The organism is Bradyrhizobium barranii subsp. barranii (assembly GCF_017565645.3).
Lineage (GTDB): Bacteria > Pseudomonadota > Alphaproteobacteria > Rhizobiales > Xanthobacteraceae > Bradyrhizobium > Bradyrhizobium barranii.
The window spans coordinates 3,330,757-3,354,048 of sequence record NZ_CP086136.1 but is presented as its reverse complement, the minus strand read 5'-3'; the positions used below and the strand labels follow the sequence as shown (position 1 = coordinate 3,354,048).

Annotated in this window: 18 protein-coding genes; 10 read left to right on the top strand and 8 right to left on the bottom strand. The window is 63.7% G+C overall.

Annotated elements, in window-relative coordinates; genetic code table 11:
- Position 1 precedes the first annotated feature (1 nt).
- Together ntrB and J4G43_RS16080 are read right to left on the bottom strand one after the other, a co-directional pair.
- Positions 2–898 carry a nitrate ABC transporter permease gene (ntrB, locus tag J4G43_RS16085; RefSeq protein WP_208085518.1) on the bottom strand — a complete coding sequence of 299 codons (897 nt, stop codon included), beginning with the start codon at positions 896–898 and terminating at the stop codon, positions 2–4.
- Between the two features lie 58 nt (positions 899–956).
- Complete coding sequence (locus J4G43_RS16080) at positions 957–2,270, bottom strand: CmpA/NrtA family ABC transporter substrate-binding protein (protein WP_208085517.1); 1,314 nt, start codon at positions 2,268–2,270, stop codon at positions 957–959.
- A gap of 673 nt (positions 2,271–2,943) precedes the next feature.
- Here J4G43_RS16080 and J4G43_RS16075 point away from each other — a divergent pair.
- Together J4G43_RS16075 and J4G43_RS16070 are read left to right on the top strand one after the other, a co-directional pair.
- The gene (locus tag J4G43_RS16075; protein WP_028146778.1) at positions 2,944–3,783 is read left to right on the top strand and encodes a formate/nitrite transporter family protein; all 840 of its coding nucleotides are present in this window, start codon (positions 2,944–2,946) and stop codon (positions 3,781–3,783) included.
- 55 nt (positions 3,784–3,838) lie between these two features.
- On the top strand, positions 3,839–5,575 hold the full coding sequence (locus tag J4G43_RS16070; protein ID WP_208089334.1) for a bifunctional protein-serine/threonine kinase/phosphatase: 1,737 nt from the start codon (positions 3,839–3,841) through the stop codon (positions 5,573–5,575).
- A 753-nt stretch (positions 5,576–6,328) separates the two neighbouring features.
- Here J4G43_RS16070 and J4G43_RS16065 read toward each other — a convergent pair.
- Positions 6,329–7,246: an intradiol ring-cleavage dioxygenase gene (locus J4G43_RS16065; protein ID WP_208085515.1), complete on the bottom strand. Its 918-nt coding sequence runs from the start codon at positions 7,244–7,246 to the stop codon at positions 6,329–6,331.
- 162 nt (positions 7,247–7,408) lie between these two features.
- Between J4G43_RS16065 and J4G43_RS16060 the strand changes: the two genes are divergently transcribed.
- The 3 genes from J4G43_RS16060 to J4G43_RS16050 all read left to right on the top strand — a co-directional run bounded on the left by J4G43_RS16060 (position 7,409) and on the right by J4G43_RS16050 (position 11,689).
- Positions 7,409–8,683: a serine hydrolase domain-containing protein gene (locus tag J4G43_RS16060; RefSeq protein ID WP_208085513.1), complete on the top strand. Its 1,275-nt coding sequence runs from the start codon at positions 7,409–7,411 to the stop codon at positions 8,681–8,683.
- Positions 8,684–9,075: 392 nt separating this feature from the next.
- Positions 9,076–10,533 (top strand): sensor histidine kinase, encoded by a 1,458-nt coding sequence (locus J4G43_RS16055; protein WP_208089333.1) that lies wholly within the window; start codon positions 9,076–9,078, stop codon positions 10,531–10,533.
- Positions 10,534–10,555: 22 nt separating this feature from the next.
- Entirely contained in the window at positions 10,556–11,689 is a 1,134-nt protein-coding gene (locus J4G43_RS16050; protein ID WP_208085511.1) for a mandelate racemase/muconate lactonizing enzyme family protein, read from the top strand.
- An 18-nt stretch (positions 11,690–11,707) separates the two neighbouring features.
- Here J4G43_RS16050 and J4G43_RS16045 read toward each other — a convergent pair whose 3' ends face one another.
- Together J4G43_RS16045 and J4G43_RS16040 are read right to left on the bottom strand one after the other, a co-directional pair.
- Positions 11,708–12,073: a hypothetical protein gene (locus J4G43_RS16045; RefSeq protein WP_166350759.1), complete on the bottom strand. Its 366-nt coding sequence runs from the start codon at positions 12,071–12,073 to the stop codon at positions 11,708–11,710.
- Positions 12,074–12,083: 10 nt separating this feature from the next.
- Positions 12,084–14,393, bottom strand: coding sequence for a TonB-dependent receptor (locus tag J4G43_RS16040; RefSeq protein WP_208085509.1), 2,310 nt, complete (start codon positions 14,391–14,393; stop codon positions 12,084–12,086).
- A gap of 257 nt (positions 14,394–14,650) precedes the next feature.
- Between J4G43_RS16040 and J4G43_RS16035 the strand changes: the two genes are divergently transcribed.
- Together J4G43_RS16035 and J4G43_RS16030 are read left to right on the top strand one after the other, a co-directional pair.
- A complete protein-coding gene (locus J4G43_RS16035) occupies positions 14,651–15,313 on the top strand; it encodes a response regulator transcription factor (protein ID WP_208085508.1) in 663 nt (220 codons plus the stop codon).
- Positions 15,310–16,623: an ATP-binding protein gene (locus J4G43_RS16030; RefSeq protein WP_208085506.1), complete on the top strand. Its 1,314-nt coding sequence runs from the start codon at positions 15,310–15,312 to the stop codon at positions 16,621–16,623. The genes J4G43_RS16035 and J4G43_RS16030 overlap by 4 nt, the downstream gene beginning before the upstream one ends.
- Before the next feature lies 1 nt (position 16,624).
- Here J4G43_RS16030 and J4G43_RS16025 read toward each other — a convergent pair whose 3' ends face one another.
- Together J4G43_RS16025 and J4G43_RS16020 are read right to left on the bottom strand one after the other, a co-directional pair.
- A complete protein-coding gene (locus tag J4G43_RS16025; RefSeq protein ID WP_085404442.1) occupies positions 16,625–17,356 on the bottom strand; it encodes a cytochrome c biogenesis CcdA family protein in 732 nt (243 codons plus the stop codon).
- A 207-nt stretch (positions 17,357–17,563) separates the two neighbouring features.
- Positions 17,564–17,827: a hypothetical protein gene (locus J4G43_RS16020; RefSeq protein ID WP_208085499.1), complete on the bottom strand. Its 264-nt coding sequence runs from the start codon at positions 17,825–17,827 to the stop codon at positions 17,564–17,566.
- A gap of 482 nt (positions 17,828–18,309) precedes the next feature.
- On the opposite strand from J4G43_RS16020, the gene J4G43_RS16015 reads away from it, so the two are divergent.
- The gene (locus J4G43_RS16015; RefSeq protein WP_038943246.1) at positions 18,310–19,359 is read left to right on the top strand and encodes a LysR family transcriptional regulator; all 1,050 of its coding nucleotides are present in this window, start codon (positions 18,310–18,312) and stop codon (positions 19,357–19,359) included.
- Between the two features lie 25 nt (positions 19,360–19,384).
- Complete coding sequence (locus J4G43_RS16010) at positions 19,385–19,756, top strand: helix-turn-helix domain-containing protein (RefSeq protein ID WP_014497036.1); 372 nt, start codon at positions 19,385–19,387, stop codon at positions 19,754–19,756.
- Between the two features lie 460 nt (positions 19,757–20,216).
- Here J4G43_RS16010 and J4G43_RS16005 read toward each other — a convergent pair whose 3' ends face one another.
- Positions 20,217–21,560: an IS1380-like element ISBdi2 family transposase gene (locus J4G43_RS16005; protein WP_208085497.1), complete on the bottom strand. Its 1,344-nt coding sequence runs from the start codon at positions 21,558–21,560 to the stop codon at positions 20,217–20,219.
- A gap of 225 nt (positions 21,561–21,785) precedes the next feature.
- Between J4G43_RS16005 and J4G43_RS16000 the strand changes: the two genes are divergently transcribed.
- Positions 21,786–23,135 (top strand): L,D-transpeptidase family protein, encoded by a 1,350-nt coding sequence (locus tag J4G43_RS16000; protein WP_208085496.1) that lies wholly within the window; start codon positions 21,786–21,788, stop codon positions 23,133–23,135.
- Positions 23,136–23,292: the final 157 nt, after the last annotated feature.

The window sequence follows — 23,292 nt, the reverse complement described above, 5'->3', positions numbered from 1 at the left end:
CTCAGTTCTGCGCCGTGCCGCGGGTGACGATCTTGCCGATGCCCGCGATCAGGCGATCGAGCACGAAGCCGACGATGCCGACATAGAACAGCGCCAGGATGATCTCGCTGATATGCGATGAGTTCCATGCGTCCCAGATGAAGAAGCCGATGCCGACGCCGCCGATCAGCATTTCAGCCGCGATGATGGCGAGCCAGGACAGACCGATGCCGATGCGCAAACCGGTAAAGATGTAGGGCGCCGCCGCCGGGATCATGATCTTGGCGAAGAACTCGAGCGGATTGAGCTGCACGACGGCCGCAACATTGCGGTAGTCCTGCGGGATGTTGCGGATGCCGACCGCGGTGTTGATGATGATCGGCCAGATCGAGGTGATGAAGATGACGAAGATCGCCGAAGGCTGGCCGTCGCGGAACGCCGCGAGCGACAGCGGCAGCCAGGCGAGCGGCGGGATGGTGCGCAGCACCTGGAACAGCGGATCGAGCCCGCGCATCGCCCAGACCGACTGCCCGACCAGCACACCGAGCGCGATGCCGGCGATCGCCGACAACGAATAGCCGAGCGCGACGCGCTGGAGACTGGCGGAGAGATGCCAGAACAGGCCCTTGTCGATGCCACCATGATCGAAGAACGGATCGAAGATCAGTCCCTTGGTGTCCTTGAACACCCGCGACGGCGGCGGCAGCGTCGAGCCGGCGCGGCGGCAGATCAGCTCCCACACCAGCGTCAGCAGCGCGATCACGACCAGCGGCGGGATCACGCGCACGGCGGTCTCCCTTGCCATCCGCGCGTAGGCTTCGCTGCGCGGCGGGCGCTTCGGCGTCATCGCGACGACCGGCGCGGCGGTGCCCGCAGGGGTCGCAGTCTCAATGTCCATCTTCGTGGCAGGCATGTTCATCGCAATCTCTCTCCAGCTCAAGGAAGATGCGGCCGCCCAAGGGCGGCCGCTGGCTCCATCAGACTTCGACGCGCTTGATCGCGAGCGATTTCAGATAGGCCGCCGGATTTTCGGGGTCGAACACCTTGCCGTCGAAGAAGGTCTCCTTGCCGCGCGAGGTGGAGGCCGGGATCTTGGAAGCCGCGACGCCGAGCGTCTTGGCCGCATCGCGCCACATGTCCTCGCGGTTGACCTTGCCGATCAGCGCCTTGCTGTCGAAGGAAGCTTCATATTTGCCCCACCGGATGTCCTCGGTCATGAACCAGAGATCATGGCTCTGGAACGGATAGGAGGCGAAGTCGCGCCAGTACTTCATGATGTGCGGTGAGTTCTCGACCACCTTGCCGGCATTGCCGTAGTCGAACTTGCCCTTGGCGCGATCGGCGATGTCCTCGACCGGGCAGTTGATCCACTGCCGTTTCGCCATGATGGTCGCGAGCTCTTCCTTGTTCTCCATCTTGTCGGCCCATTGCTGCGCCTCCATCACGGCCATCAGGATCGCCTTGGCAGCCTTCGGGTTCTTGTCGACCCAGGCCGCGCGCATGCCGAGCGACTTTTCGGGATGCTTGCTCCAGATCTCACCGGTGTTGACGGCGGTGTAGCCGATGCCCTGATGCACGAGCTGCCCGGGCCAGGGCTCGCCGACGCAGAACGCGTCCATGGTGCCGACCTTCATGTTCGCCACCATCTGCGGCGGCGGCACGGTGATGGTCTCGACGTCCTTGTCGGGATCGATGCCGCCGGCGGCGAGCCAATAGCGGACCCAGAGGTCATGTGTGCCACCCGGGAAGGTCATCGCGACCTTGGCCGACTTGCCATCGGCCTTCTTCTTCTCGAACGCCGCCTTCAGCACCGACGCGTCGGCACCGACCTTGAGGTCGGCATATTCCTTGGCGACCGAGATGCACTGCGCATCGAGATTGAGCCGCGCCAGGATGTACATCGGGGTCGGCTGGTTGTTCTGCGTCACCTTGCCGGCGGAAATCAGGTACGGCATCGGGGTCAGGATGTGCGCGCCGTCGATGCCGTTCCCCTCCGAGCCGAGCACGAGATTGTCGCGCGTGGTGCCCCATGAGGCCTGCTTCTGCACGTCGGTGTCGGGCACGCCGTATTTGGCGAACAGGCCCTTGTCCTTGGCGACGAAGAGCGGGCCGGCATCGCTCAGCGCGATGAAGCCGAGCTTGGCGCCCTTGACCTCGGGGCCAGCGTCCTGTGCGAACGCACCGGCGGGGAAATTCAGTTTTGCGGCGGCGAGAAGTGCAGCGGTCGAGCCGGCGGCCTTCAACAATTGACGGCGGCTCAGGCCCGAGGGCTGGCGGGTGCGCTTGGTCATAGGCAGTGTCGTCCTTTGCATCGTTGCAGAATTGATGGCGTCAGTGCTCGCGAGCAGCCCGTCCGTCCGTGACGCCAGAAAAAGGCGCATGCGAACGCATGACGGGGGAGACCCCCGTCTGGTGGCGTCGGCAAATCGGATGAGAAGTCTCGCGGGACGGCTTCAATGGCGTCGGCTTGAATGATTCAAGCTTCATGCCAAGCCCGGCGCCTCGAAAACTATCGAAAAATGAATGGGTTATTGATACCGCGCCAGACTGTCGCAGACCTGCTGCGCACGCGGAACTTGCGAATTGCTCACTCCTTGTGCGTCGCACAAATCTTATGCAGCCGCCCAAGCAAAAGGCCGCGCGTCCGCAAAAGTCAGCTGAACGCGTGCGACATCTGATTGATATCGCTAGCCTTTTCCAACACGCCAACACGGCACGCAACTTGCTTCTTCACCGACGTCAACGAAGACTGCGGCTTGCCGCATTGTTGCAGCCTCTGGCGGTTGCATCCCGGAAGCTCAACTGCTTCGCGGCCCTCCCGGCTCAGTCCTCGTGACGCGATTCCCAAGGCTTCCAAACCTTCCAAAGCCCTCGTGCGCGGCAGAGCTGTCCGCACGGCCAATGATGTTCAGCTGCGCTCTCTCGGGCGTGTCGATCTCACTTACGAAGCAAAAGGAACCATTGATGTCGTATCTCGCGCCTTCGGAATTCGTCACCAAGATGGTGGATGCGGGCGAGTCCAAGATCTTCATGTCCACCCGGGATACTGCCATCCGCGCCTTCATGGCCGGCGCCATCCTTGCACTCGGCGCATGGTTCGCCATCACCATCAACGTGAACACCGGCCAGCCGCTGATCGGCGCGATACTGTTTCCCGTCGGCTTCATCATGCTGTACCTGCTCGGCTTCGATCTGCTCACCGGCGTGTTCGTGCTCTCGCCGCTCGCCCTGATCGACAAGCGTCCCGGCGTCACGCTTGGCGGCGTGCTGCGCAACTGGGGCCTGGTCTTCGTCGGCAACTTCGCCGGCGCCTTCACCGTCGCCTTCATGATGGCCTTCGTGACGACGTTCGGCTTCACGCAAGACCCCGACAAGGTCGGAGCGGCCATTGGAAACATCGGCGAAGGCCGAACGCTTGGCTATGCCGCGCACGGCGCGGCCGGCATGGCGACGCTGTTCATGCGCGGCATGCTGTGCAACTGGATGGTCTCGACCGGCGTCGTCGGCGCCATGATCTCGACCTCGGTCCCCGGCAAGGTCATCGCGATGTGGATGCCCATCATGCTGTTCTTCTACATGGTGTTCGAGCATTCCGTCGTGAACATGTTCCTGTTCCCGTCGGGCCTGATGCTCCATGCCAAATTCTCGATCATGGATTATCTGATCTGGAACGAGATCCCGACCGTGCTCGGCAACCTCGTCGGCGGCCTCGCCTTCACCGGCATGACCCTCTACGCCACCCACGTCATGACCAAGCCGAAGCGCCAGGCCGGCAAGGCCGCGCCGACCCGCGTTGCGGCCTGATACGTCTCGACAGAGGAGCCTCGCCCGACCAGGGTGAGGCTCCCTTCGCCTGGTGATGACGATGACCCGCGGACTCCTGATCTCCGTCGGCCAGCACTCCGACAAGGGGCGCAAGCCCGTCAATCAGGATTTTCACGGCGTCCTGATTCCGGAAGAGCCGCTGCTCAGCCTGAAGGGCATCGCGGCCGTTCTCGCCGACGGCATCTCGAGCAGCACGGTGAGCCAGATCGCCAGCGAGTCGGCGGTCAAGAGCTTCCTGATGGACTATTACTGCACGTCGGAATCCTGGACGGTGAAGACCTCCGCCCGCCGCGTGCTGGACGCGACCAATTCCTGGCTGCACGCGCAGACGCGCAAGAGCCAATATGCCTATGATCGCGACAAGGGTTATGTCTGCACCCTGACCGCCATGGTTATCAAGGCGACTACGGCGCACATCTTCCACGTCGGCGACTGTCGCGTCTACCGCGTCGCTGGCAAGGCGCTCGAGCAGCTGACCGACGATCATCGGATCATCGTGTCGTCGGAGCAGACCTATCTCGGCCGCGCGCTCGGCATCAATCCGCAGATCGAGATCGACTACCAGGCTTTCGAGATCGAGGCCGGCGATACCTTTGTCCTGGCAACCGACGGTGCCTACGAATTCGTCGATCAGCGTTTCATCACCAGCGCACTTGGCGAGCACGCAGCCGAGCTCGACGGGGCGGCAAAGGCGATCGTCGAGGAAGCCTATCGGCGTGGCAGCGACGACAACATCACCGTCCAGATCCTGCGCATCGACGCGGTGCCGCAGCGCGAGCCGGCCGGCATCTTCAATCAGACGTCACAGCTGCCGCTTCCGCCGCTGCCGGAGCCGCGAGCAGTCTTCGACGGTTACAGGATCATCCGGGAAATCCACGGCAGCAGCCGCAGTCATATCTATCTCGCCGTCGATGTGGAGACTGAGGCGCCGGTCGCGCTCAAGCTGCCGTCGATCGATTTGCGCGACAACGCCGCCTATCTCAAGCGCTTCCTGATGGAGGAGTGGATCGCGCGCAGGATCGACAGCCCGCACGTGCTGAAGCCGCTGTCACAGTCGAGACGGCGCAGTTATCTCTACGTCGCGACCGAATTCGTCGAAGGGCAGACGCTGAAGCAGTGGATGACCGACAATCCGCGCCCCGATCTCGAAACCGTCCGTGGGCTGGTCGAGCAGATCGCCGCGGGGCTGCGCGCCTTCCACCGCATGGAAATGCTGCATCAGGACCTCAGGCCCGACAACATCCTGATCGACAAGACGGGCACCGCAAAGATCATCGACTTCGGGTCGGTCAGGGTCGCGGGCGTCGCGGAGGCGGCGCCGCGAGACGAGGCCGACGACATCCTGGGAACGGTCCAGTACACGGCGCCGGAGTATTTTCTTGGGCAAGGCGGCTCGCCGCGCTCCGACATGTTTTCGCTGGCCGTGATCTGCTACCAGATGCTGGCGGGAAAGCTTCCCTATGGCACCCAGATCGCCAGGATCCGGCGCAAGGCGGACGCGCGGAGACTTCAGTACCGCCCGGCCGACGACGACCGCAATGTGCCGGCCTGGGTCGACGGCGCGCTCAGGCGCGCGCTCCATCCCGATCCCTACAAGCGGCACGAAGATCTGTCCGAATTCGTCTTCGAGCTTCGCACGCCTAATCCGGCCTATCTCGACACACGGATCACGCCGCTCTTAGAGCGCAGCCCGCTGATGTTCTGGAAGCTGACCACGGCAGCGCTTGCTTGCGCAGTCGTCGTGCTGCTGGCGCTGCTGCACGGGCGATAGGGCGCAGAAGGGCGCAGACGTCCACTTCTAGCGGCCAAGTGGAACCATTATCGTTCGTCAGAGCATTGCCGCTGGTGACCCATATGCGACATCGGCCAAATAGCCCAAACATCGCGCGATTAGCTGGGTTTAAAGGTTGACTGCGGCTAGACGTTTTTGCGCTCGACTATGCCGTCGCGACGGCGTTGAATCCGCAACGCGGGCTCTTTTGTTTCAAGGAGGGAGGACCGAAAAGTGAAGACAACGATCATCGCACTTTGTGCCGCCGCTCTCATCGCCGCCGCACCAGCCGCGCTTGCGCAGGGTGTACCAGGCAAAGCAGTTGGTCTGCAGCATAAGATCTCTAAGAGACATCACCCGGGCGTCCCCGGCTACGCTCCGCTGCATGAGCTGCAAACAATGGGATCGAAGAAGGGCTATCCGGGAGCTTTCGGTTACGCCCCTAATGAACCCAGTCGTTTAGACAGAAATCTCGAAGCGTCCAGACAAGCTGGTGGTGGCGGCGGTAGCGGAGGGAGTGGCATGTGAACCCACGCGCTGCACGAACAGGCGGTATCCGTCCTGCTTGATCGGGACGCTCCGGGGGCGTTAAGGCCGGCTCGCCTCGCGTCTTCTTATGTTCGCAGTATGTTTGTTGTTGGCCCAACTCGGACATCCAGTGAGGTCCGCTGTTGCGCAGCTACCAGAAGCACAGCGGACGTCGCACGCGCCCTGACTACCGAGCGGCCGAATGTGCGCTCCAGCTGCGGGCCCTCACGCCGGCTCCTCCGCCTTCACCCCCAGCGGCTTCGGCGCCATGCCGCCGCCGGGCTTGAGGTGAAATTCGTACGTCATCAGGTGCCACTGCCCGTTTGCCTTGGAGCCGTCGGGCATCACGGGATCGTTGCGCGGCTCGACCTTGGCGACGAGGTCGTCCTTGACCCCGAACACCACGTCGGAATCGAGATATTTGTCGCCGTCCATGAAGACGTGCGTGATCAGCGGCTCGTAGCCCTTGGCATTGACCAGGAAGTGCACATGCGCGGGGCGCATCGGATGCCGCTTGGTCTGCATGATCATCTCGCCGACCGGGCCATCGGTCGGGATCGGATAGCTGCAAGGCAAAATGGTGCGGAAGAAGAAGCGGCCGTCGGCGTCGGTGATGAAGCGCGCCCGCGCCGAAGCGCCGACCTCGTCGTAGTTCGGCTTCTGTGAATCGTAGAAGCCGTCATCGTCGGCATGCCAGACGTCGACGGGAACGCCCGCAAGCGGCTTGCCCTTGAGGTCGGTGACGCGGCTCTGCACGAACATCCGTTCGCCGGTCTGATTGTTCGGCGAGATGTCGGTGCCGTGCGCGGTGACCTTGTGCTCGCCGACATAGAACGGGCCGAGCACCGTGGTCTGGGTGGCGCCCTCGCGATCCCTGTGGTTGACGGCGTCGACCAGCATGGAGACCCCGAGCACGTCGGAGAGCAGGATGAACTCCTGCCTTGTGTCGGTGCATTTGTGGCCGGTGCGGGTCAGGAAATCGATGGCGTATTCCCATTCCTCGAAGGTGAGACCGGTCTTGCTCACGTAATCGTGCAGCGACTTCACCAATTCCTGGAGCAGGAATTTTGCCCGAGGGTTCGGCGTATTGTCGAAGCTTTTGACGACGGCTTCGGTGAGTTCGGTCTCGTTGAACTGGGTCATGGTGCGTTTGCCCTGAGTTTTCTCGTTGGCCCGGGTGGGCTCCTTGGAGGCGTTCCACAGTGCAGCCTACACCAGCAGGCCCGGCCGCGTTAAGCGCAACCGGCTTGGAATGGGGCCGGCATTTCGCTATCAACTTTCCGACAAAACGCCCCGGAGGAACTGATGCTCGCCCCTACCCCCGCCTCGCCCGAATCCGTGGGCATGTCCAAGGCCGCGCTCGACCGCGTCGATGCGCATCTGAAGAGCCGTTACATCGATGCCGGCCGCTTCCCGGGCACGCACCTGCTGGTCTATCGCCGCGGCAAGGTCGCCCACAGCTCGGTGCAGGGCTTTGCCGACGTCGAGCGCAAGGCGCCGGTCAAGGACGACACCATTTACCGCATCTATTCCATGACCAAGCCGCTCACCAGCGTCGCCTTCATGATGCTGGTCGAGCAAGGCCTCGTGGCGATCGACGAGCCCGTCGCCAAATACATTCCGGAATGGAAGGATCTCGGCGTGTTCGTCGCCGGCACCGCGCCGGCCTTCCTGACCCGGCCGCCGTCCCGGCCGATGCTGATCGTCGACCTGCTGCGGCACACCGCCGGTCTCACCTACGGCTTCCAGCAGCGTTCCAACGTCGATGCCGCCTATCGCACCGAAAAGATCGGCGAGGTCGAGAAGTCAGGCACGCTCCAGACCATGATCGAGGCGCTGGCAAAAATTCCGCTGGAGTTCTCGCCGGGCGAATCCTGGAACTACTCGGTGGCGACCGACGTGCTTGGCTATCTCGTCGGAAAGATCTCCGGGATTCCCTTCGAGCAGTTCCTTAAAACGCGCATCCTCGATCCGCTCGGCATGACCGACACTGATTTTCACGTGCCGGCCGCCAAGGCGCACCGTTTCGCGGCCTGCTATTCAGCTGATCCCGGTGGAGGCATGACCTTCCATGCCGGCCAGCGCCGCGAGGGCCTGACGCTCCAGGACGACCCGACCAAGAGCTCGTTCCTGTCGCCGCCCTCGTTCATCTCGGGCGGCGGCGGGCTATGCTCGACGGTCGCCGACTATCTCACCTTCTGCCGTGCGCTGCTCAATGGCGGCGAGCTGAGCGGCGTCCGCCTGCTCGGGCCGAAAACGCTGGCGCTGATGACGAGCAACCACATTCCGGGCGGACGCGCGCTGCCGGAGGTATCGCGTTCGCTGTTCTCCGAAGCCACCTATAACGGCATCGGCTTCGGCCTCGGCTTTGCCGTGACCATGCGCCCGGCGGAGACGCTGATCGCCGGCAGCCCGGGCGAATATAATTGGGGCGGCGCGGCCACGACCTCGTTCTGGATCGATCCGGCCGAGGAGCTGATCACCATCTTCATGACGCAGGTGCTGCCGTCGAGCGCCTATCCGCTCCGGCGCGAACTGCGCAGCATGGTCTATGCGGCGATCACCGAGAGCAATCTCTGAGCTGCGTCTCAACAAGAACGGGCCCTCGCGATCGATCGCGAGGGCCCGTCGTTGTAGTGCATATGGCCGACCGGATAAATTCCGCCGCCGAGCACCAGAACGGCGGGCACGGCCCCCAAAATCAGAACTGCGTCATTCTCCTCAGTTGGACGTGCAGACCTAGACGGTCTTCATGCCGCTTTCAGCCTCGGTGCGCGACTTGACGCCCGCGACCGCGCTGCAAAATCCCGCTCTGACGTGCTCGCCGGACGCGAAAATCGTGGCGCGGTGCAAGTCTCTCCCGTATGGTCTCCCCAAAATCATAATCCGGCGCCGCTGCGCTGGAACCGGGACGCCCGCGCTTGTCAAAGCTCACTCTGCCGGTCCGGCTCGCTCTTCTGGTCACGGGAACGATGTTGCCGCTGATCGTCTTTGCGGTCGGGATTGCCTATTCCAACTACCGCCAGGACCGCAGCGACGCGACACGACGCGTGCTGGAGACGGTGCGAAGCATGCGCCTCGTGCTCGATTCCGAAGTGCAGCGAATGACCGGCGGCTTGCAGGTGCTGGCGCTCAGCAACGCCCTGCAAAGCGGCGACTTCGACGACTTCCGCCGGCTGGCAACCGGGTTCATCAGCCAATATGGCGAGGACAGCGTCCTGCTGGTGGCGGACGGGAGCGGGCACCAGCTGTTCTCGACCGTCACGAGTGAAACGACAAACCTGCCGCCCCGCAACAATCGCGAGATCGTCGAGCGGGTATTTGCGAGCAAGTCACCGCAATATTCCGACCTGTTCACCGGCTCGACCAAGAACCGGCCGATCATGACCGTCGAGGTTCCCGTACTGCGCAACGATGAGGTCGTCTACGCGCTCTCCTTCAGCCCGCCAATCGCGACATTCCAGAAACTGGTCGAGCAGCAGCGGCCGAACGATCAGTGGACGGTGTCGCTGCTGGACACCAAGGGCCGCGTGTTCGCGCGCGCGCCCAACCCGGCCGACACGTTCGGCAAGCAGGCCCCCGGCGCGCTGAACGATGCGATGGCCCGGACGCCGGAGGCGACCCTATCCACCGTTTCGCTCGACGGCGTCGCGCTGTCCTCCGCCTATACGAGATCGCGGCTGACCGGCTGGACGGTCGTGGCCGGTGTCGCCGAGAGATCGCTGATCGCGCCGCTCTGGCGCGACATCGCGATCACCAGCCTGATCGGCGGCATCCTGCTGCTGACCGGCCTGACCTTCGCGGTGCGGATGGCGACCACGATCGCGCGCGGCGAGATGCTGCACAATCTGCTGATCGAGGAGCTCAACCATCGCGTCAAGAACACGCTGGCCTTGATGCAGGCGATCGCGGTACAGACCTTCCGAAGTTCAAGCCGGGACGAGCGGACCAAGTTCGAGGGACGGCTCGGTGCGCTCGCCGAGGCGCATAATCTCCTGAGCCAGGAGAAATGGGCGGGCTCGGAGCTGAGGGATGTGATCGCGCGCGTGCTCCAGCCGTTCCTGCTGAGCAATCCCGGTCGCATCCGCATGGCCGGCCCCACCGTGCCGCTGTCGCCGCGGCTCGCCGTGGTGCTGTCGATGATCGTGCACGAGATCGCCACCAACGCCGCGAAATACGGCGCGCTGTCGAACGAGACCGGCCGGGTCACGCTGGACTGGGAGGTCATCGCCGACACGCCGAAGCCCCGGCTGCGGCTGATCTGGAGTGAGATCGGCGGACCGCCGGTGACGGAGCCGGTGCAGCGCGGTTTCGGCTCGCGCCTGATCGAGCGCAGCGCGCGCGACCAGCTCGGCGGCGAGGCAACCGTCGACTTCCTGCCGCGCGGCGTCGTCTGCACGGTGACGTGCGTGCTGGACGAGGCGCGGTGAACGGATTGAGGGAACATCGGCGATGAAGATCACCAAGGTGCGCACGCACATCCTCGAAGCAAAGCTCTCGCAGCCGTTCGCCTATTCGCGCGCCTGGTACGACACGCGCACCGCGATGCTGGTCGAGATCGAGACGGATGACGGCCTGACCGGCTGGGGCGAATGCTACGGGCCGGCGCGGATGACGGCGGCGGTGGTGCAGAGCATCGCGCCCTGGCTGATCGGCGAGGATCCGCTGCGCACCGACGTGCTGTGGCAGATGGTCTACGCACGCTTGCGCGATCACGGCCAGAAGGGCGTCGTGATCCAGGGCCTGAGCGGCATCGACATCGCGTTGTGGGACATCAAGGGCAAGCATTTCGGCGTGCCAGCGCATCAGCTTCTCGGCGGCGCCGCGCGCAAGGAGATAGCGGCCTATGCGACCGGGCTCTACCGGCGCAAATCAGGCGATCCGCTCAAATACCTGCCGGAGGAAGCGGCCGGCTACGCCGCGGAAGGTTTCCGCGCCGTGAAGCTGAAGGTCGGCTTCGGCATCGCCGAGGATGCCGCGGTCACCCGCGCGGTGCGCGAGGCGATCGGCCCGGATGTCGCGCTGATGGTCGATGCGAACCACGCCTATGACGCCGTTGCTGCGATCCGGCTCGGCCGCATGATCGAGCGCTATGACATCGGCTGGTTCGAGGAGCCGGTGCCGCCGGAGGACGTCGCGGGCTATCGCGCGGTGCGATCCGCGCTGACGATTCCGATCGCCGGCGGCGAATGCGAATTCACGCGCTTCGGCTTCCGCGACCTGTTCGCATCGCATGCGCTGGACATCGCCCAGCCCGACACCTGCGCGGCAGGTGGCCTCTCCGAATGCAAGAAGATCGCCGACATGAGCGAGGCGTTCGGCATCCGCTACAATCCGCATGTCTGGGGCACCGGGATCGCGATCGCGGCCTCGCTGCAGCTCCTCGCCGTGCTGCCGTCACACACGCCGACCTCGCTTGCGCCGATCGAGCCGATGCTCGAATTCGACCGCACCGAGCATCCGATCCGACAGGCGATTTTGAAGGAGCCGATCGAGCACGAGAAGGGTTTCGTGCGGGTGCCTGACAGACCGGGGCTAGGTATCGATATCGACCGCGAGGCGCTCGCGCGCTTCGCGGTTCAATAGAAAAAGCGGTCGACGCCATTAATTCGGCGGCACGTCGATCGGAACGAGAAACGCGAAGCCATATTTGGCGTCCTCGCCGCGCGCCTCATCGAGGCCGCGTCCAAGTTCCACCGCGGCAATCTCGGCGGGAAGCGCGAGCCTGACCTGTCGGACATGATCCGGGCACAGGAGAGGACGCCCACCTGAACGCATGCTCTCCAATTCCTGGACGAACCACGCTTCCTGCACGCGCGCCCGGGCGGATCGCAGTGAGCTGGCCGAGAACGCCAGTACCGGTCTCTGGTTGATCTCCAGCACGAAGCAGCGCTGTCGCGCCGCCTGTGCGGCGCGATTGCTCTTGCGTGCCGTCGACCTGCCTTCAGCTCGGCCACTCGCGCGTGTCATCTCAACACCATCAGAAGTTCGCCGTGGCTGACAATCTGAACACACGTGGAGACCCCGGCGTGATGTTGTTATTCCCGTCCGCGGTCGAATAGTACTTCCGGTCGAGGAGATTTTCGATGTTGAGCTGGGCCCGCCAGGTCTCGTTGAGCCTGAAGAACACGGCGGCGTCCACCCGCGTGAACTCCGGAATCAGCACGGTGTCGTCGGACGATGCGAAGAAGTTCGAGTAGTGGATCACACCGAGGCCCGCGGCCCACTGCTCCGTGAACTGATACTTGTTCCAGAGAGAAAAGGTATTGTACGGCACAAGTCCCACGCGGTTGCCGGCAACAATGGTCGCGGAGTTGTTGCTGGTGATCCGCGCATCCGTGTAAGCGTAGCCGCCCGTGATTTGCCAGGCGTCCGTCACGTAGCCTGTCAGAGACGCTTCGAAGCCGCGGGTCTTGGTGGCTCCGCTCAGGATGAAGAATCCCGCATTGTTGGGATCGGCAAAGCGCTGATTGGTCCGGTCCAGTTCGTAGATCGCCGTAGCGAACTGCAGGAACGGGAAGATGTCGTATTTGAGCCCGACTTCCTTGTTCACGAACTTCTCGGGCGCTGCGATGGCCAGGCCCGGTGTCAGAGCGCTGAACTGGTCGCCGGCGCTCGGCAGATACGAGATGCTGTAGCTGCCGTAGATCGACAGGTTTTCGAGCGGCTTGAACAGGACACCGACGCGTGGCGACACCAGATCATCGACCCGGTTGAGCTCGACGAATGTGCGGCGGTCTCGCGACGTCAGGTCGAAGTGATCGAACCGCAGGCCGCCGATCAGCTCCAGATAGCGCGTGATCTCGACCTGGTCCTGGACGTAGACGGCGCCGAGATTGAGCTTGTAGGTGTTGTTGGCATCGGTACCCCCGTTATTGGCGAAAGTGACCGGAACGTACGACGTCGGATTCCTCGGATCGATCGTGATGGTCGACGATACGCCATTGAAGAGCCCGCTCTGCCGGTAGTTCAGGCCGTTCTGACGGCCCACCTCGGCGCCGAAGACGACGGTGTGACGAATTGGGCCCGTCCCGAATTTGTAGGTGAGATCGGTCTGGTTGAAGTAATTCGTCCGGTCGGTCTCGTTGTTGTATGCTTGCAGATTGCTCGAGGTTCCGGCGGCATTGACGGCACCGGAATTGGCTCCTCCGCCCGGATAGATGTTCTGGTAGAACTTGTCGTAGTTGGCGATCTGCGACGAATTCTTGATCGTCCACCCGTTCTCGAAATCGTGCTCGACGACAGCGGTTCCGATATCCACATCGGCGAGCGCATAGTTGAGGTTGGGGTTACCGAAGAACGCAGACGGCGACGTATCGTAGGGATAGCGCGGGAAGGCGTTTCCGGGGCGGATCTGCGAGGGGATGCCGCGATCGACGGTACGCCGGTCGTGCAGATGCTCGTAGCTCAGCTTGACCGTCGTGGTGTCGTTCGGCGCAAAGGTCGCGGTAGGATTGATCGCCCAGCGTTCGAGGTTGACGAAATCACGATAGCTCTGCGTATTTTCGTACATCGCGTTGAGGCGGAAGGCCCAGTTCTCGTTGATCGCCTGGCCGACGTCGGTGGTCACGCGGGCGCCGGGATAGGAATTGCCGCCGACCGTCACCTCGCGAATGGTCGTACCGTCCGCCTCCTTGAGTACGCGGTTGACGACGCCACCACCGCCGCCGCGGCCGAAGATCATCGCGTTCGGCCCCTTCAGGACCTCGAGCCGCTGAATGTTGTAGAAGTCGCGAAAATACTGGACGTCGTCGCGGATGCCGTTGGTGTAGAAGTCGGCGTTGCTGCGCTGGCCGCGGATGACGAGGTCGTCGCGATGCGATTCGCCCTGATGATAGATGACGCCGGGCACATAGCGGGTCGCCTCGCCGATCGAGGTGAAGGCCTGGTCCCTGATGAAATCCTTCGTCAGCACCGTCACCGACTGCGGCACGTTGAGGAGAGCCGTATTGGTCTTCGTCGCGCTGGTCACGCTCCGCGTGACATAGCCCTTCTGGCCGGTACGCGCGTCCTGATTGTTGACGCTCGGCGGCTTCTTCTCGACCGCTGCGACGGTGGCCGTCCGGCGATTCGATCGCGCTGCGCGCGAGGTGGCCGCGGTCTGCGCCCGGCGGGCGCGCTGCTGCGGAGCGGAAACGACGACTGACGGCAAGGCTCCCGCCGCCTGCCCCTGCTGCGCAGAGGCCGGGCCGGCCTGCATCGTCAGCCCGCCACTGAATGACAGCGCTGCCGTCGTCGACAGCAGAAAACCACGCAACGCCTTACGGCCACCCCAACAACCCAATTCCATCTGCAACGCCCCAAAAGCTTCGCGTGCCGCTCTGAAAGACGGCTTCGCGGTCCCAAACTGGGGCGCATCTGCAATGCGAAGAATTAGATGAGGATTAGATCGGATTTAGAATAGGTCGAGCCTCTCTACGCTCACGCCCAAATTTGTAAGAGTTCTAAATTGAGGCGCAGGCGGTTGACCATTTGGCCACGGTGTCGAATGTGGCGCTTGGTGCTGCGACGCGCCGCCCCTCCAACACAGCGAATTTCCCTGAATCAATGCGCCTCCTGCTGATCGAAGACGATCCGATGTTCGGCAAGGCGCTCGTCCGCGGATTGAAGCGAAACGGAATGACCGTGGACTGGACCCGCGACGGACAGGACGGCTACGCCGCGCTGCAACGCGCCGAGCACGCGATCACGCTGCTCGATATCGGACTGCCCGGCATGACCGGCTTCGAGATTCTCAAGGCCGCGCGCAGCAGGAAGGCTTCGCCCATCCTGGTGATCACGGCCCGCGACCGGGTCGAAGACATGGTCGCGGGACTCGATCTCGGCGCCGACGACTTCATCGTCAAGCCGTTCGAGTTGCGCGCCCTGCTCGCGCGCATCCGCGCGGTCATGCGCAGGGTCAACGACCGCTCCAATTCGCTGATGAGCAGCAAGGAGATCACGCTCGATCCATCGACCCATGTGGCGACCTTCCGCGGCATCCAATCGACGCTTTCCGCGCGGGAGTTCTCGGTGATGTACGTCCTGATGGAGCGTCCCGGAACCATTCTGTCGCGAGGCCAGATCGAGAGCCGGATCTACGGCTGGAGCGACGAGGTGCAGAGCAACGCCGTTGACGTCGTCATCCACGGCTTGCGCAAGCGGTATGGCAAGGACGTCATCCGGAACATCCGCGGTGCCGGTTGGATGGTCACGAAGTCCGGATCATGAGCTCTCTTCGCAAGACCATCATCACGCGTGCGACGCTGTTGCTGGCCGCCATCGGCCTCCTGGCGACGGCAACATCGTTCGGCCTGGTCGCCTATGAGATGAACAAGTTCCTCGACGCGCAGTTGCAGGAGATCGCCGTCAATGTCGGTCCAGGCGACCGCAACGGTGCGGGTCCGCTGCTCGAAAGCGAAGACGAGGATCAGTTGGTCGTCCGCATCTGGGATCGCTCCGGCGCGCTGGTGCATCGAGCGGGTCCTCCGATCGATATTCCCTGGCAATCAGTGCCGGGATTGTCCGACGTGACCGCCGACGGGCAGGATTGGCGCGTCTATCGCTGGAGCCACGCGCAGCACGATATCCAGATCGCGCAGGCGTGGAGCGCCAGGCACGAGATCGCGCTGCACGCGGCGACAGGCGCCGCGCTTCCGCTGCTGCTCGCCATCCCGCTGGTCTGGGCCGTTCTGGGTTGGTCGATCAGCCGCACGATGGGCGGTCTGCAACGGCTGTCGGCCGAAATCGGCCAGCGCAGCGTCGATGCGCAGGAGCCCCTGCGTCCGGTGGGCGTACCGGCGGAAGTGGCTCCCCTGATCGTTGCCATCGACAAGCTCGTCGATCGTCACCGATCGGCACTCGAAGCGCAGCGCCGCTTCGTGGCGGACGCGGCGCACGAACTGAGGACACCTCTGGCCGCTCTCCAGATCCAGGCGGAAAACCTGATCGCCGCGGACCTGTCCGGACAGACTCGCGAGCTTGCCGACGAACTTCGGGACGGCGTGCGGCGCGCATCGCATCTGGCGAGCCAGTTGCTCGAAATGGCCAGAACGGAAGGCGCCTCGATCCAGAAGCGCGACGACATCGATCTTGCCGCGCTCGCGACGTCGTTGCTGGCCGACTTCTATCCGCTGGCTGAGGCGCGCGACGTCCAGCTCGCGATGACGGCGGAGACACCGTGCAGGTTCCTCGGCGATCGCGACGCGATCGCCAAGCTCATCGCCATCCTGCTGGATAACGCTATTCGCTATTCAGGTTCAGGCGGCTCCGTGGAACTCAGGGTCGTCAATGACGGCAAGATTTGCGCGCTGGAGATCGTCGACGACGGCCCAGGCATTCCCGAGGACGCCATGCCGTTCATCTACGACCGCTTCTTCAGGGCTGCGCCCCAGGGCGTCGAGGGGACCGGGCTTGGTCTTGCGATCGCCAAATCCACCGCCGACCGGCACGGCTTCAGGCTGATGCATCAGAACCGGAGCGGCGCGACCGGCATCGTCGCGCATGTCCGGCTTGACCTGACTACCGTGCCGACCGCGTGAGCTAACCGATCGTCTGCAGCGCCGGGAACGTCTCGAGCAGCCAGATGCTGACATTCGAGACCGTGCCGGTGAGGAAGCCGATGCCGGTGATCACCATCAGGACGCCCATGGCGCGCTCGACATTGACGAGCTGGCCCTTCATGCGCGCGAACAGCTTCGAGAACTGCTCGATCATCAGGGCGGCGATCAGGAAGGGAATGCCGAGGCCGGCCGAATAGACTGCGAGCAGGCCCGCCCCCTTCGTCACCGTCGCCTCCGCCGCAGCGATCGAGAGGATCGCGGCAAGGATCGGGCCGATGCACGGCGTCCAGCCGAAGGCGAAGGCGAGGCCCATCACATAGGCGCCCCACAGGCCGACAGGCTTGGGCGCGGTCAGGCGCCCCTCGCGCATCAACAGGCCGATCCGCGTCAGTCCCAGGAAGTGCAGGCCCATGATGATGATGACGATGCCGGCAAGGATCGACAGCTCGGCCGACCAGGCACGAATCAGCCCGCCGATCAGCGAAGCGCTGGCGCCGAGCGCCACGAACACCGTGGAGAAACCGAGCACGAACAGGAGCGCCGACATCATGATGGCGCGCTTGGACGCCGAGGCCGGCTCCTTGTTCTCGACATGCTCGATCGTGGCGCCCGTGAGATAGATCAGATAGGGCGGAACCAGGGGCAGAACGCAGGGAGAGAGGAAGCTGACGAGGCCGGCAATCAGGGCCGCCGGGATCGAGACATTTTGCATGATGCAGTCGGAGCCATCTCAGGCTCTTTGGCCGCGCGCCGGGAATGCGCGCGGGCGGGAGCCGAACCGGCTCTGGTGTAGCCGATGCCGGGGAATGCGCACAACAGAGGCGCACGAAACCAGGCTCCTCCCGATGCCGTCTGCGATCACAGATGCGGCATCGGGACGCGCACAAACCTCGCCAAAAAGCGAGACTCGGCGGCGCGGCTACTTCACCACGCGGAGCAGCGGACGCCGGGGCTGGTCCTGCTGCTTGGAGGGGGGCTGCGGTTCGCTTCCAGCGCTCCGCAACATTTCGTCGCACAGCGCCTTGAGATCGGCACTGTCAATTCCTTTGAGCTTCATCCGCACGTCGAGGATGACGATAGACAGCAGCTCGGCCGACTCGCGGTTATTGCTCTCGTTGAGAACCTTGCGGCACTCCTCAAGCGTTTCCAGCACCGACTGCAACTGTTCGTCTGAATGCGACACCGGCGTTCTTTCCGTTAGTTCGGCCTGCGAGACGTGTTTTTGGAAATCCCCTCGGCCCCCATGGGATACCGAGAATAACACGAGGCGCCGACGCCTCCGAACATGATTTCAGTACGATTTTGCCGGGAAACCGTGGCTCCCGCGAACATCGACCCGCTGCGCGGGACGCCATTATCGTCGTGGCCGGGAGTCGAACGCGCGGCACCGGATGATCGACCCATTCCGCGCGGCGACAGCTCGCGCGCAAGGACTTCCGTGACGGAAAGCGCCGACAATCCTGCAGCCATTTCAGGGCTCGCAACGGAACTCACGCCACACCCCTCATTCCAACGTTGGTCGGCCGATTCGATTCTCAGCCTTGGTAACACTCGGATACCGCCCACGAGGCAGTAACGATGGCGTTCAAAAGTCGCCGTTCCCCAACCCGCAGTGGTTGTGGTTTGCGCCCAATTCTGCCAGTTTAGCAACCCGAAGGGACTTGTATGCACTCCTTGGCGGAAAGGGGCGTTCCACAGGAGGAACGCCCAAAGATCAACATCAGCGGCCTCTCCGATTGGGATGCGGCCCGCATATTCCTGGAAGTCGTTCGATGCGGCAGTTTTCGCTCGGCGTCTGAACGCCTGTCGCTGTCGATCAACGCCGTCCGCCGCCGGATTGATGATTTCGAGCGCCAGACCGGCACCACCCTGTTCACTCGCGACGTCCACGGCACGCATCTGACCGATGAAGGTGCACTGGTGGTCTCCGCCGTCGAGCGCATGGAGGCGGCCGCCTTCGACGTGCTGCGCACCAGCGATTCGACGGCCAACGCCCTGTCCGGCGAAGTTCGTGTGGCCGTCACCGAGGGTCTCGGGACGTTCTGGCTCGCCCCGCGGCTGGTCGAATTCCAGCAGGCCTATCCGAAGATCCTGGTCGACTTGCATTGCGCGATGCGCTCGGCCGACGTCTCTCGTCACGAGGCCGACGTCGCCATCCATCTGTCGCGTCCCTCGGCGCTCGACGTCAAGCTGGTGCGGCTCGGCCGCATGCACCTGATGTTCTGGGCTTCGGAAAAATACCTTGAAAAACACGGCACGCCGCGCTCGGCGCTCGAATTGATCAAGCACCGCCTGGTGCTGCAATTCGCCGACCAGCTTGCCGCCAAGGAAACCTTCGAGAGCTTCTTCCCAGGCGTTCCGGAACGTGACCTGCTGGTCATGAAGACCAACGTCTCAAGCGCCAATTATTGGGCGGTCGCGAATGGCGCCGGCATCGGCGTATTCCCGAGCTACGCCATTGCGCTTGGCGGGAAGTTGATTCCACTGGAGGTCGAGCTGAACAGGCCGCTGGATATCTGGTTGTCCTACCACCCTGGTAGCGGCCGGATTCCACGCGTTCGGCACATGATTGACTGGCTGATCGAAGCTTTCAATCCGGCGCGATTCCCGTGGTTTAAGGAAGAGTTCGTGCATCCGCATGAATTCAAGGACGAGTATATGGGCGAACCCCTGACCCAGCTCTTCGGGGGATTTTCAACCGAAGAACAAAGGTGAGAGTATGAAAGCAGCGGCGAAAAGAATGAAGCAGCGCAGCGCCGGCAAGCCGGACATTGAGCTTGGCAAGCGGATCCGTCTGCGGCGCGTCGAGATGAAGATCTCGCAGGCCGAGCTCGGCGAGAAGCTCGGCGTGAGCTTCCAGCAGGTCCAGAAATACGAGAAGGGCGTCAATCGCGTCGGCGCGGCTCGGCTTCAGCAGATCGCCACCGCCCTCGATGTGCCCGTGACCTTCTTCTATGACGGCGACAACAAGGCGCGCGAAGTCGAGAGCCTGCTGTTCCTCGATTCCGCCTTCAGCCTCCGCCTGCTGCGCGCCTACAGCAAGATCAAGGACCAGACGGTGCAGCGTCAGCTCGTCTCGCTGATGGAATCGATCGCAGCGAACGAGGCCTGAGCCGATCGGGCTCGGACCTTTACGGCCGATGTTCAATCCGCCGCGTCACGGGGGCGCGGCCGGATTGAACGAGACCCAGTCCGCGCGCTTGCGCGCGGCTCTCCTTTCGGGGCGGTCAGGCCGCCCTTTTTTCTTGCGGGTTTCTTGCTGCGGATTTCCCGGCAATTTGCCCACCATCGCCGCGGATTTCGCGAACCGATCCCACCCCTGCTGCGACCCAATCGAGACGCCCCGCCTCGAACGCGCGGGCTTTCGACTGCCGTGCTCAATGGGACCTCAATTCCGGGGCTCTAGCCCGTCCTATTCGTGAGAGTGCGGCATTTGGGCCCGATTGATGCGGCCGCACATCTTGTCTGACGAGGCGCACAGGATTGCCTTCGGCTTTTCGCCGCCTGACGACCGGTACTTTGCAACGCGCTTGAGGGATGGGTTGGGCGAACGGGGGCGGACGCCCCGCCGGTCAAGGACCGAGCGGCAGCAGCGCGCCGGGCAAGCCGCAGATCAGGTCGGCTTCGGGACATGCCGCGGCAAACGCAAGGCGAATGCGGCTCGTGGTCTCGACGACACGGGCGGCGATTTTCAAGAGCCGAAGACGCAGCGTCGCGAACTCGGCAGCGGCCAATTCCCGGGCTTTGGGAATGGCGTCGCGCACGGTCAGCATCAGCCAATAAGCGGCCGTATGGAGCACGAGACGGACCTGGTTGGCGAGCGCCGAACGGCAGCTGGTGCGATCGGAGGCGAGCTGCGTCTTATGCAGCTTGATCAGATTCTCGGCTTGGCCGCGCGCGCAATACAGGCTGTCGTAGATCCACTCGGCCGAGCCGACATCGAGGCTGGTGACGACGAAGCGGATGTCGAGGCCGAGCATCGTCGCCTCAATACGGGCGACAGTGCGCCGTTCGCGATCCCAGGACTTTGCCTTGTGGCGCGTCTCGGTATAGCCACGCAGAACCGGCAGGTTCTCGATGGCGCGTCGCGTGCGGATGTCGTCGGCGACCTCGTCGACTTTTCTGGCGAGAGGCTTGGTGCCGGACAGACCGAAGATGTAGTCGATGCCGTTGGTCTCGCACCACGCCATGGCCTCCGGCCGGGCATAGTGCCCGTCGCCACGGAACGTAATTTGCGTGTTGTGCCATCGCGTCCGGATATGCCGTACCAGGCGGCGCAGATGGGCACGCACCTCGACGCCGCCCGGCGTCTTGCCGGGCCGCAGCACGACGGCCACGGGCCGGCTCTTCTCCGTGTCGTAGACGTGGATCGGCAGGAAGCAGCGTTCGTCATAATGAGCGTTGAACAGCGAGAGCTGCTGATGGCCGTGGACGACGTCGCAGGTATCATCGATGTCGAGCGTGACGGATGCCGGCTCGCGCGGGTAGCTATCCATCCATGCGTCGACCAAAATGTAGGTCAGTCGGATCACGTCGCGCAGGCGCGGAGCATTCTCCAGCCGCGACAGCGTCGGTTGGGAACACAGATCGCGGCCCGTGTCCGGCAGCCGTCCGCAGGCCAGCTTGAATGCGGGATCGGACCGCAGATGATCGAGGTCGTCGGCGTCCTCGTAGCCGCAGCAGATCGCGAACATGCGCGCGCGGAACATATCGACAAGGCTGTGCACGACCCGCGTCGGATCGCGCCGATCCGGGAACACCCGGGCCAGATTGTCGGCCAAGCCGAGACGCCGCTCGGCCATCGCCAGAAGCATCACGCCCCCGTTCGAGGTCAGGCGACCGCCATCGAAGGCAGCTGTGACTTTCTTGGCGTGAACGGCTGGAAACGAGAAGGGCAGAATCGTATCATCGGTCATGGCGGGCGTGGCGTTCGCGGTTGAAGGTGATGGGGTGGCTTCGCAACCGAATCCTACGCCGCATCAGCGCTTTACACCACGCTCGCCAGCCCTCAGGCGCACTCTTACGAATAAGACGGGCTAGCTTCCCGCCGATTTTTGCGAATCGGCGCACGCAGCGCGGCGAGCGGGAATTGCCAATGCGAGCGCCCGTCCGGGCCTCGTCCTCGTGGGGAAACGGGACACATGTCGAAACGCCATGCGATGATCGTTGCCGTCGGCGTGCTCGCGAGCGCTTCCGCGCTGGCGCAAACCGAAACCACGGGACAGGCAGGCCCGAGGCCTGCCACGACGGCCGGTACGGTACCGGCGGCGGCGAACCCGGCCCATGCTGCCGCGCCGAAGGCTGCCGCGCCCGCTTCGACGGCGGAGAGCCGCTCCGCTGCGGCACTCGCGCTGACGCATGAGCCAACCTATGACGAGGGCTCGGCCCAGCGCATCAAGGATGCCGCGCTCAGCTACTCCGATCTTGCCGTACGCGGCGGCTGGCCGACCATCCCTGCCGATGCCAAGTTCGCCCTCGGCGTCCAAGGCGCCAGCGACGAGCAGCTGCGCAAGCGACTAATCCTCTCCGGCGATCTCGCCGCCGACAAGGCGACCGGCGCCTTCGACCAAGATCTCGCCGACGCCGTAAAACGCTTCCAGGCCCGCCATGGACTGGCGCCGACCGGCACGGTGACGCCGCGCACGGTCGCGGCGATGAACGTCTCCGTGCAGAAGCGCATCCGGCAGCTGGAGGCTTCGCTCCAGCGGCTCGAGAACATGAATTTCGGCTTCGGCCAGCGCTATGTCGTGGTCAACATCCCCGCCGCGTTTGCCGAAGCGGTCGAGAACGATGTGGTGGTGCGGCGCTATCGCGTCATCGTCGGCAAGACCGAAAAGCCCTCGCCGACCCTGACGGCCCAGATCACCAGCGTCGTGCTCAATCCGACCTGGACGGTGCCGTCCTCGATCGCCAAGACCGAGATCTCGGCGCATATGCGCAAGGATCCGACCTATTTGTCGCGCATGCACATGGAGGTGCTCGACGCCCACGACAATCCGATCGACCCGCATTCGGTCGACTGGTCGGGCACGCACACGCCGATCTTCACCGTGCGCCAGCACAACGGCACCTTCAACGCGCTCGGCGCGGTGAAGATCGACATGCCGAATTCCTATTCGGTCTATATGCACGACACCAACCAGCGCAACCTGTTCAGCGACGACTACCGCTTCGATTCCCATGGCTGCTCGCGCGTCGACAATGTGCGCGATCTCGCCGCCTGGCTGCTGAAGGACCAGCCGAAATGGAGTCGCGCCGCGATCGATACGGAGATTGCGAGCGGCCAGCACCTCGAGGTCGCCATGGCGAAGAAGGTGCCGGTGGCCTGGATTTACCTCACGGCATGGATGACCAGGGACCAGACCGTCCAGTTCCGCAACGACGTCTATAGTCAGGACGAGCAGTTGCTGGAGGCCACCGCCGAAGAGGCGGCGTTCTTCAGCAATGCCGGCAGCCATCCCCTGACCGCACACATGCACGCAACGCAGTAGAGCATGATCCGGAAAAGTGTGCAGCGGTTTTCCGAAAAGATCATGCTCAAGGAATAATCGCTTCTCGCGCCATGCAATCGCGGCACAGGCGGATGCAGAGCGGCATCCCTCGTCGCGGTTGACCCGGGCCGCGCCCCGGCCGCACATTGCGCCCGGC

Excerpts from the sequence above, each read along its gene's own strand:
- J4G43_RS16055 (WP_208089333.1), top strand. The coding sequence starts at position 9,076 with ATGTTGCCGCTGATCGTCTTTGCGGTCGGGATTGCCTATTCCAACTAC.
- J4G43_RS16080 (WP_208085517.1), bottom strand. The coding sequence starts at position 2,270 with ATGACCAAGCGCACCCGCCAGCCCTCGGGCCTGAGCCGCCGTCAATTG.
- J4G43_RS16040 (WP_208085509.1), bottom strand. The coding sequence starts at position 14,393 with ATGGAATTGGGTTGTTGGGGTGGCCGTAAGGCGTTGCGTGGTTTTCTG.
- ntrB (WP_208085518.1), bottom strand. The coding sequence starts at position 898 with ATGAACATGCCTGCCACGAAGATGGACATTGAGACTGCGACCCCTGCG.
- J4G43_RS16010 (WP_014497036.1), top strand. The coding sequence starts at position 19,385 with ATGAAGCAGCGCAGCGCCGGCAAGCCGGACATTGAGCTTGGCAAGCGG.
- J4G43_RS16005 (WP_208085497.1), bottom strand. The coding sequence starts at position 21,560 with ATGACCGATGATACGATTCTGCCCTTCTCGTTTCCAGCCGTTCACGCC.
- J4G43_RS16065 (WP_208085515.1), bottom strand. The coding sequence starts at position 7,246 with ATGACCCAGTTCAACGAGACCGAACTCACCGAAGCCGTCGTCAAAAGC.
- J4G43_RS16060 (WP_208085513.1), top strand. The coding sequence starts at position 7,409 with ATGCTCGCCCCTACCCCCGCCTCGCCCGAATCCGTGGGCATGTCCAAG.
- J4G43_RS16045 (WP_166350759.1), bottom strand. The coding sequence starts at position 12,073 with ATGACACGCGCGAGTGGCCGAGCTGAAGGCAGGTCGACGGCACGCAAG.
- J4G43_RS16050 (WP_208085511.1), top strand. The coding sequence starts at position 10,556 with ATGAAGATCACCAAGGTGCGCACGCACATCCTCGAAGCAAAGCTCTCG.
- J4G43_RS16070 (WP_208089334.1), top strand. The coding sequence starts at position 3,839 with ATGACGATGACCCGCGGACTCCTGATCTCCGTCGGCCAGCACTCCGAC.
- J4G43_RS16025 (WP_085404442.1), bottom strand. The coding sequence starts at position 17,356 with ATGCAAAATGTCTCGATCCCGGCGGCCCTGATTGCCGGCCTCGTCAGC.
- J4G43_RS16075 (WP_028146778.1), top strand. The coding sequence starts at position 2,944 with ATGTCGTATCTCGCGCCTTCGGAATTCGTCACCAAGATGGTGGATGCG.
- J4G43_RS16000 (WP_208085496.1), top strand. The coding sequence starts at position 21,786 with ATGTCGAAACGCCATGCGATGATCGTTGCCGTCGGCGTGCTCGCGAGC.
- J4G43_RS16030 (WP_208085506.1), top strand. The coding sequence starts at position 15,310 with ATGAGCTCTCTTCGCAAGACCATCATCACGCGTGCGACGCTGTTGCTG.
- J4G43_RS16035 (WP_208085508.1), top strand. The coding sequence starts at position 14,651 with ATGCGCCTCCTGCTGATCGAAGACGATCCGATGTTCGGCAAGGCGCTC.
- J4G43_RS16015 (WP_038943246.1), top strand. The coding sequence starts at position 18,310 with ATGCACTCCTTGGCGGAAAGGGGCGTTCCACAGGAGGAACGCCCAAAG.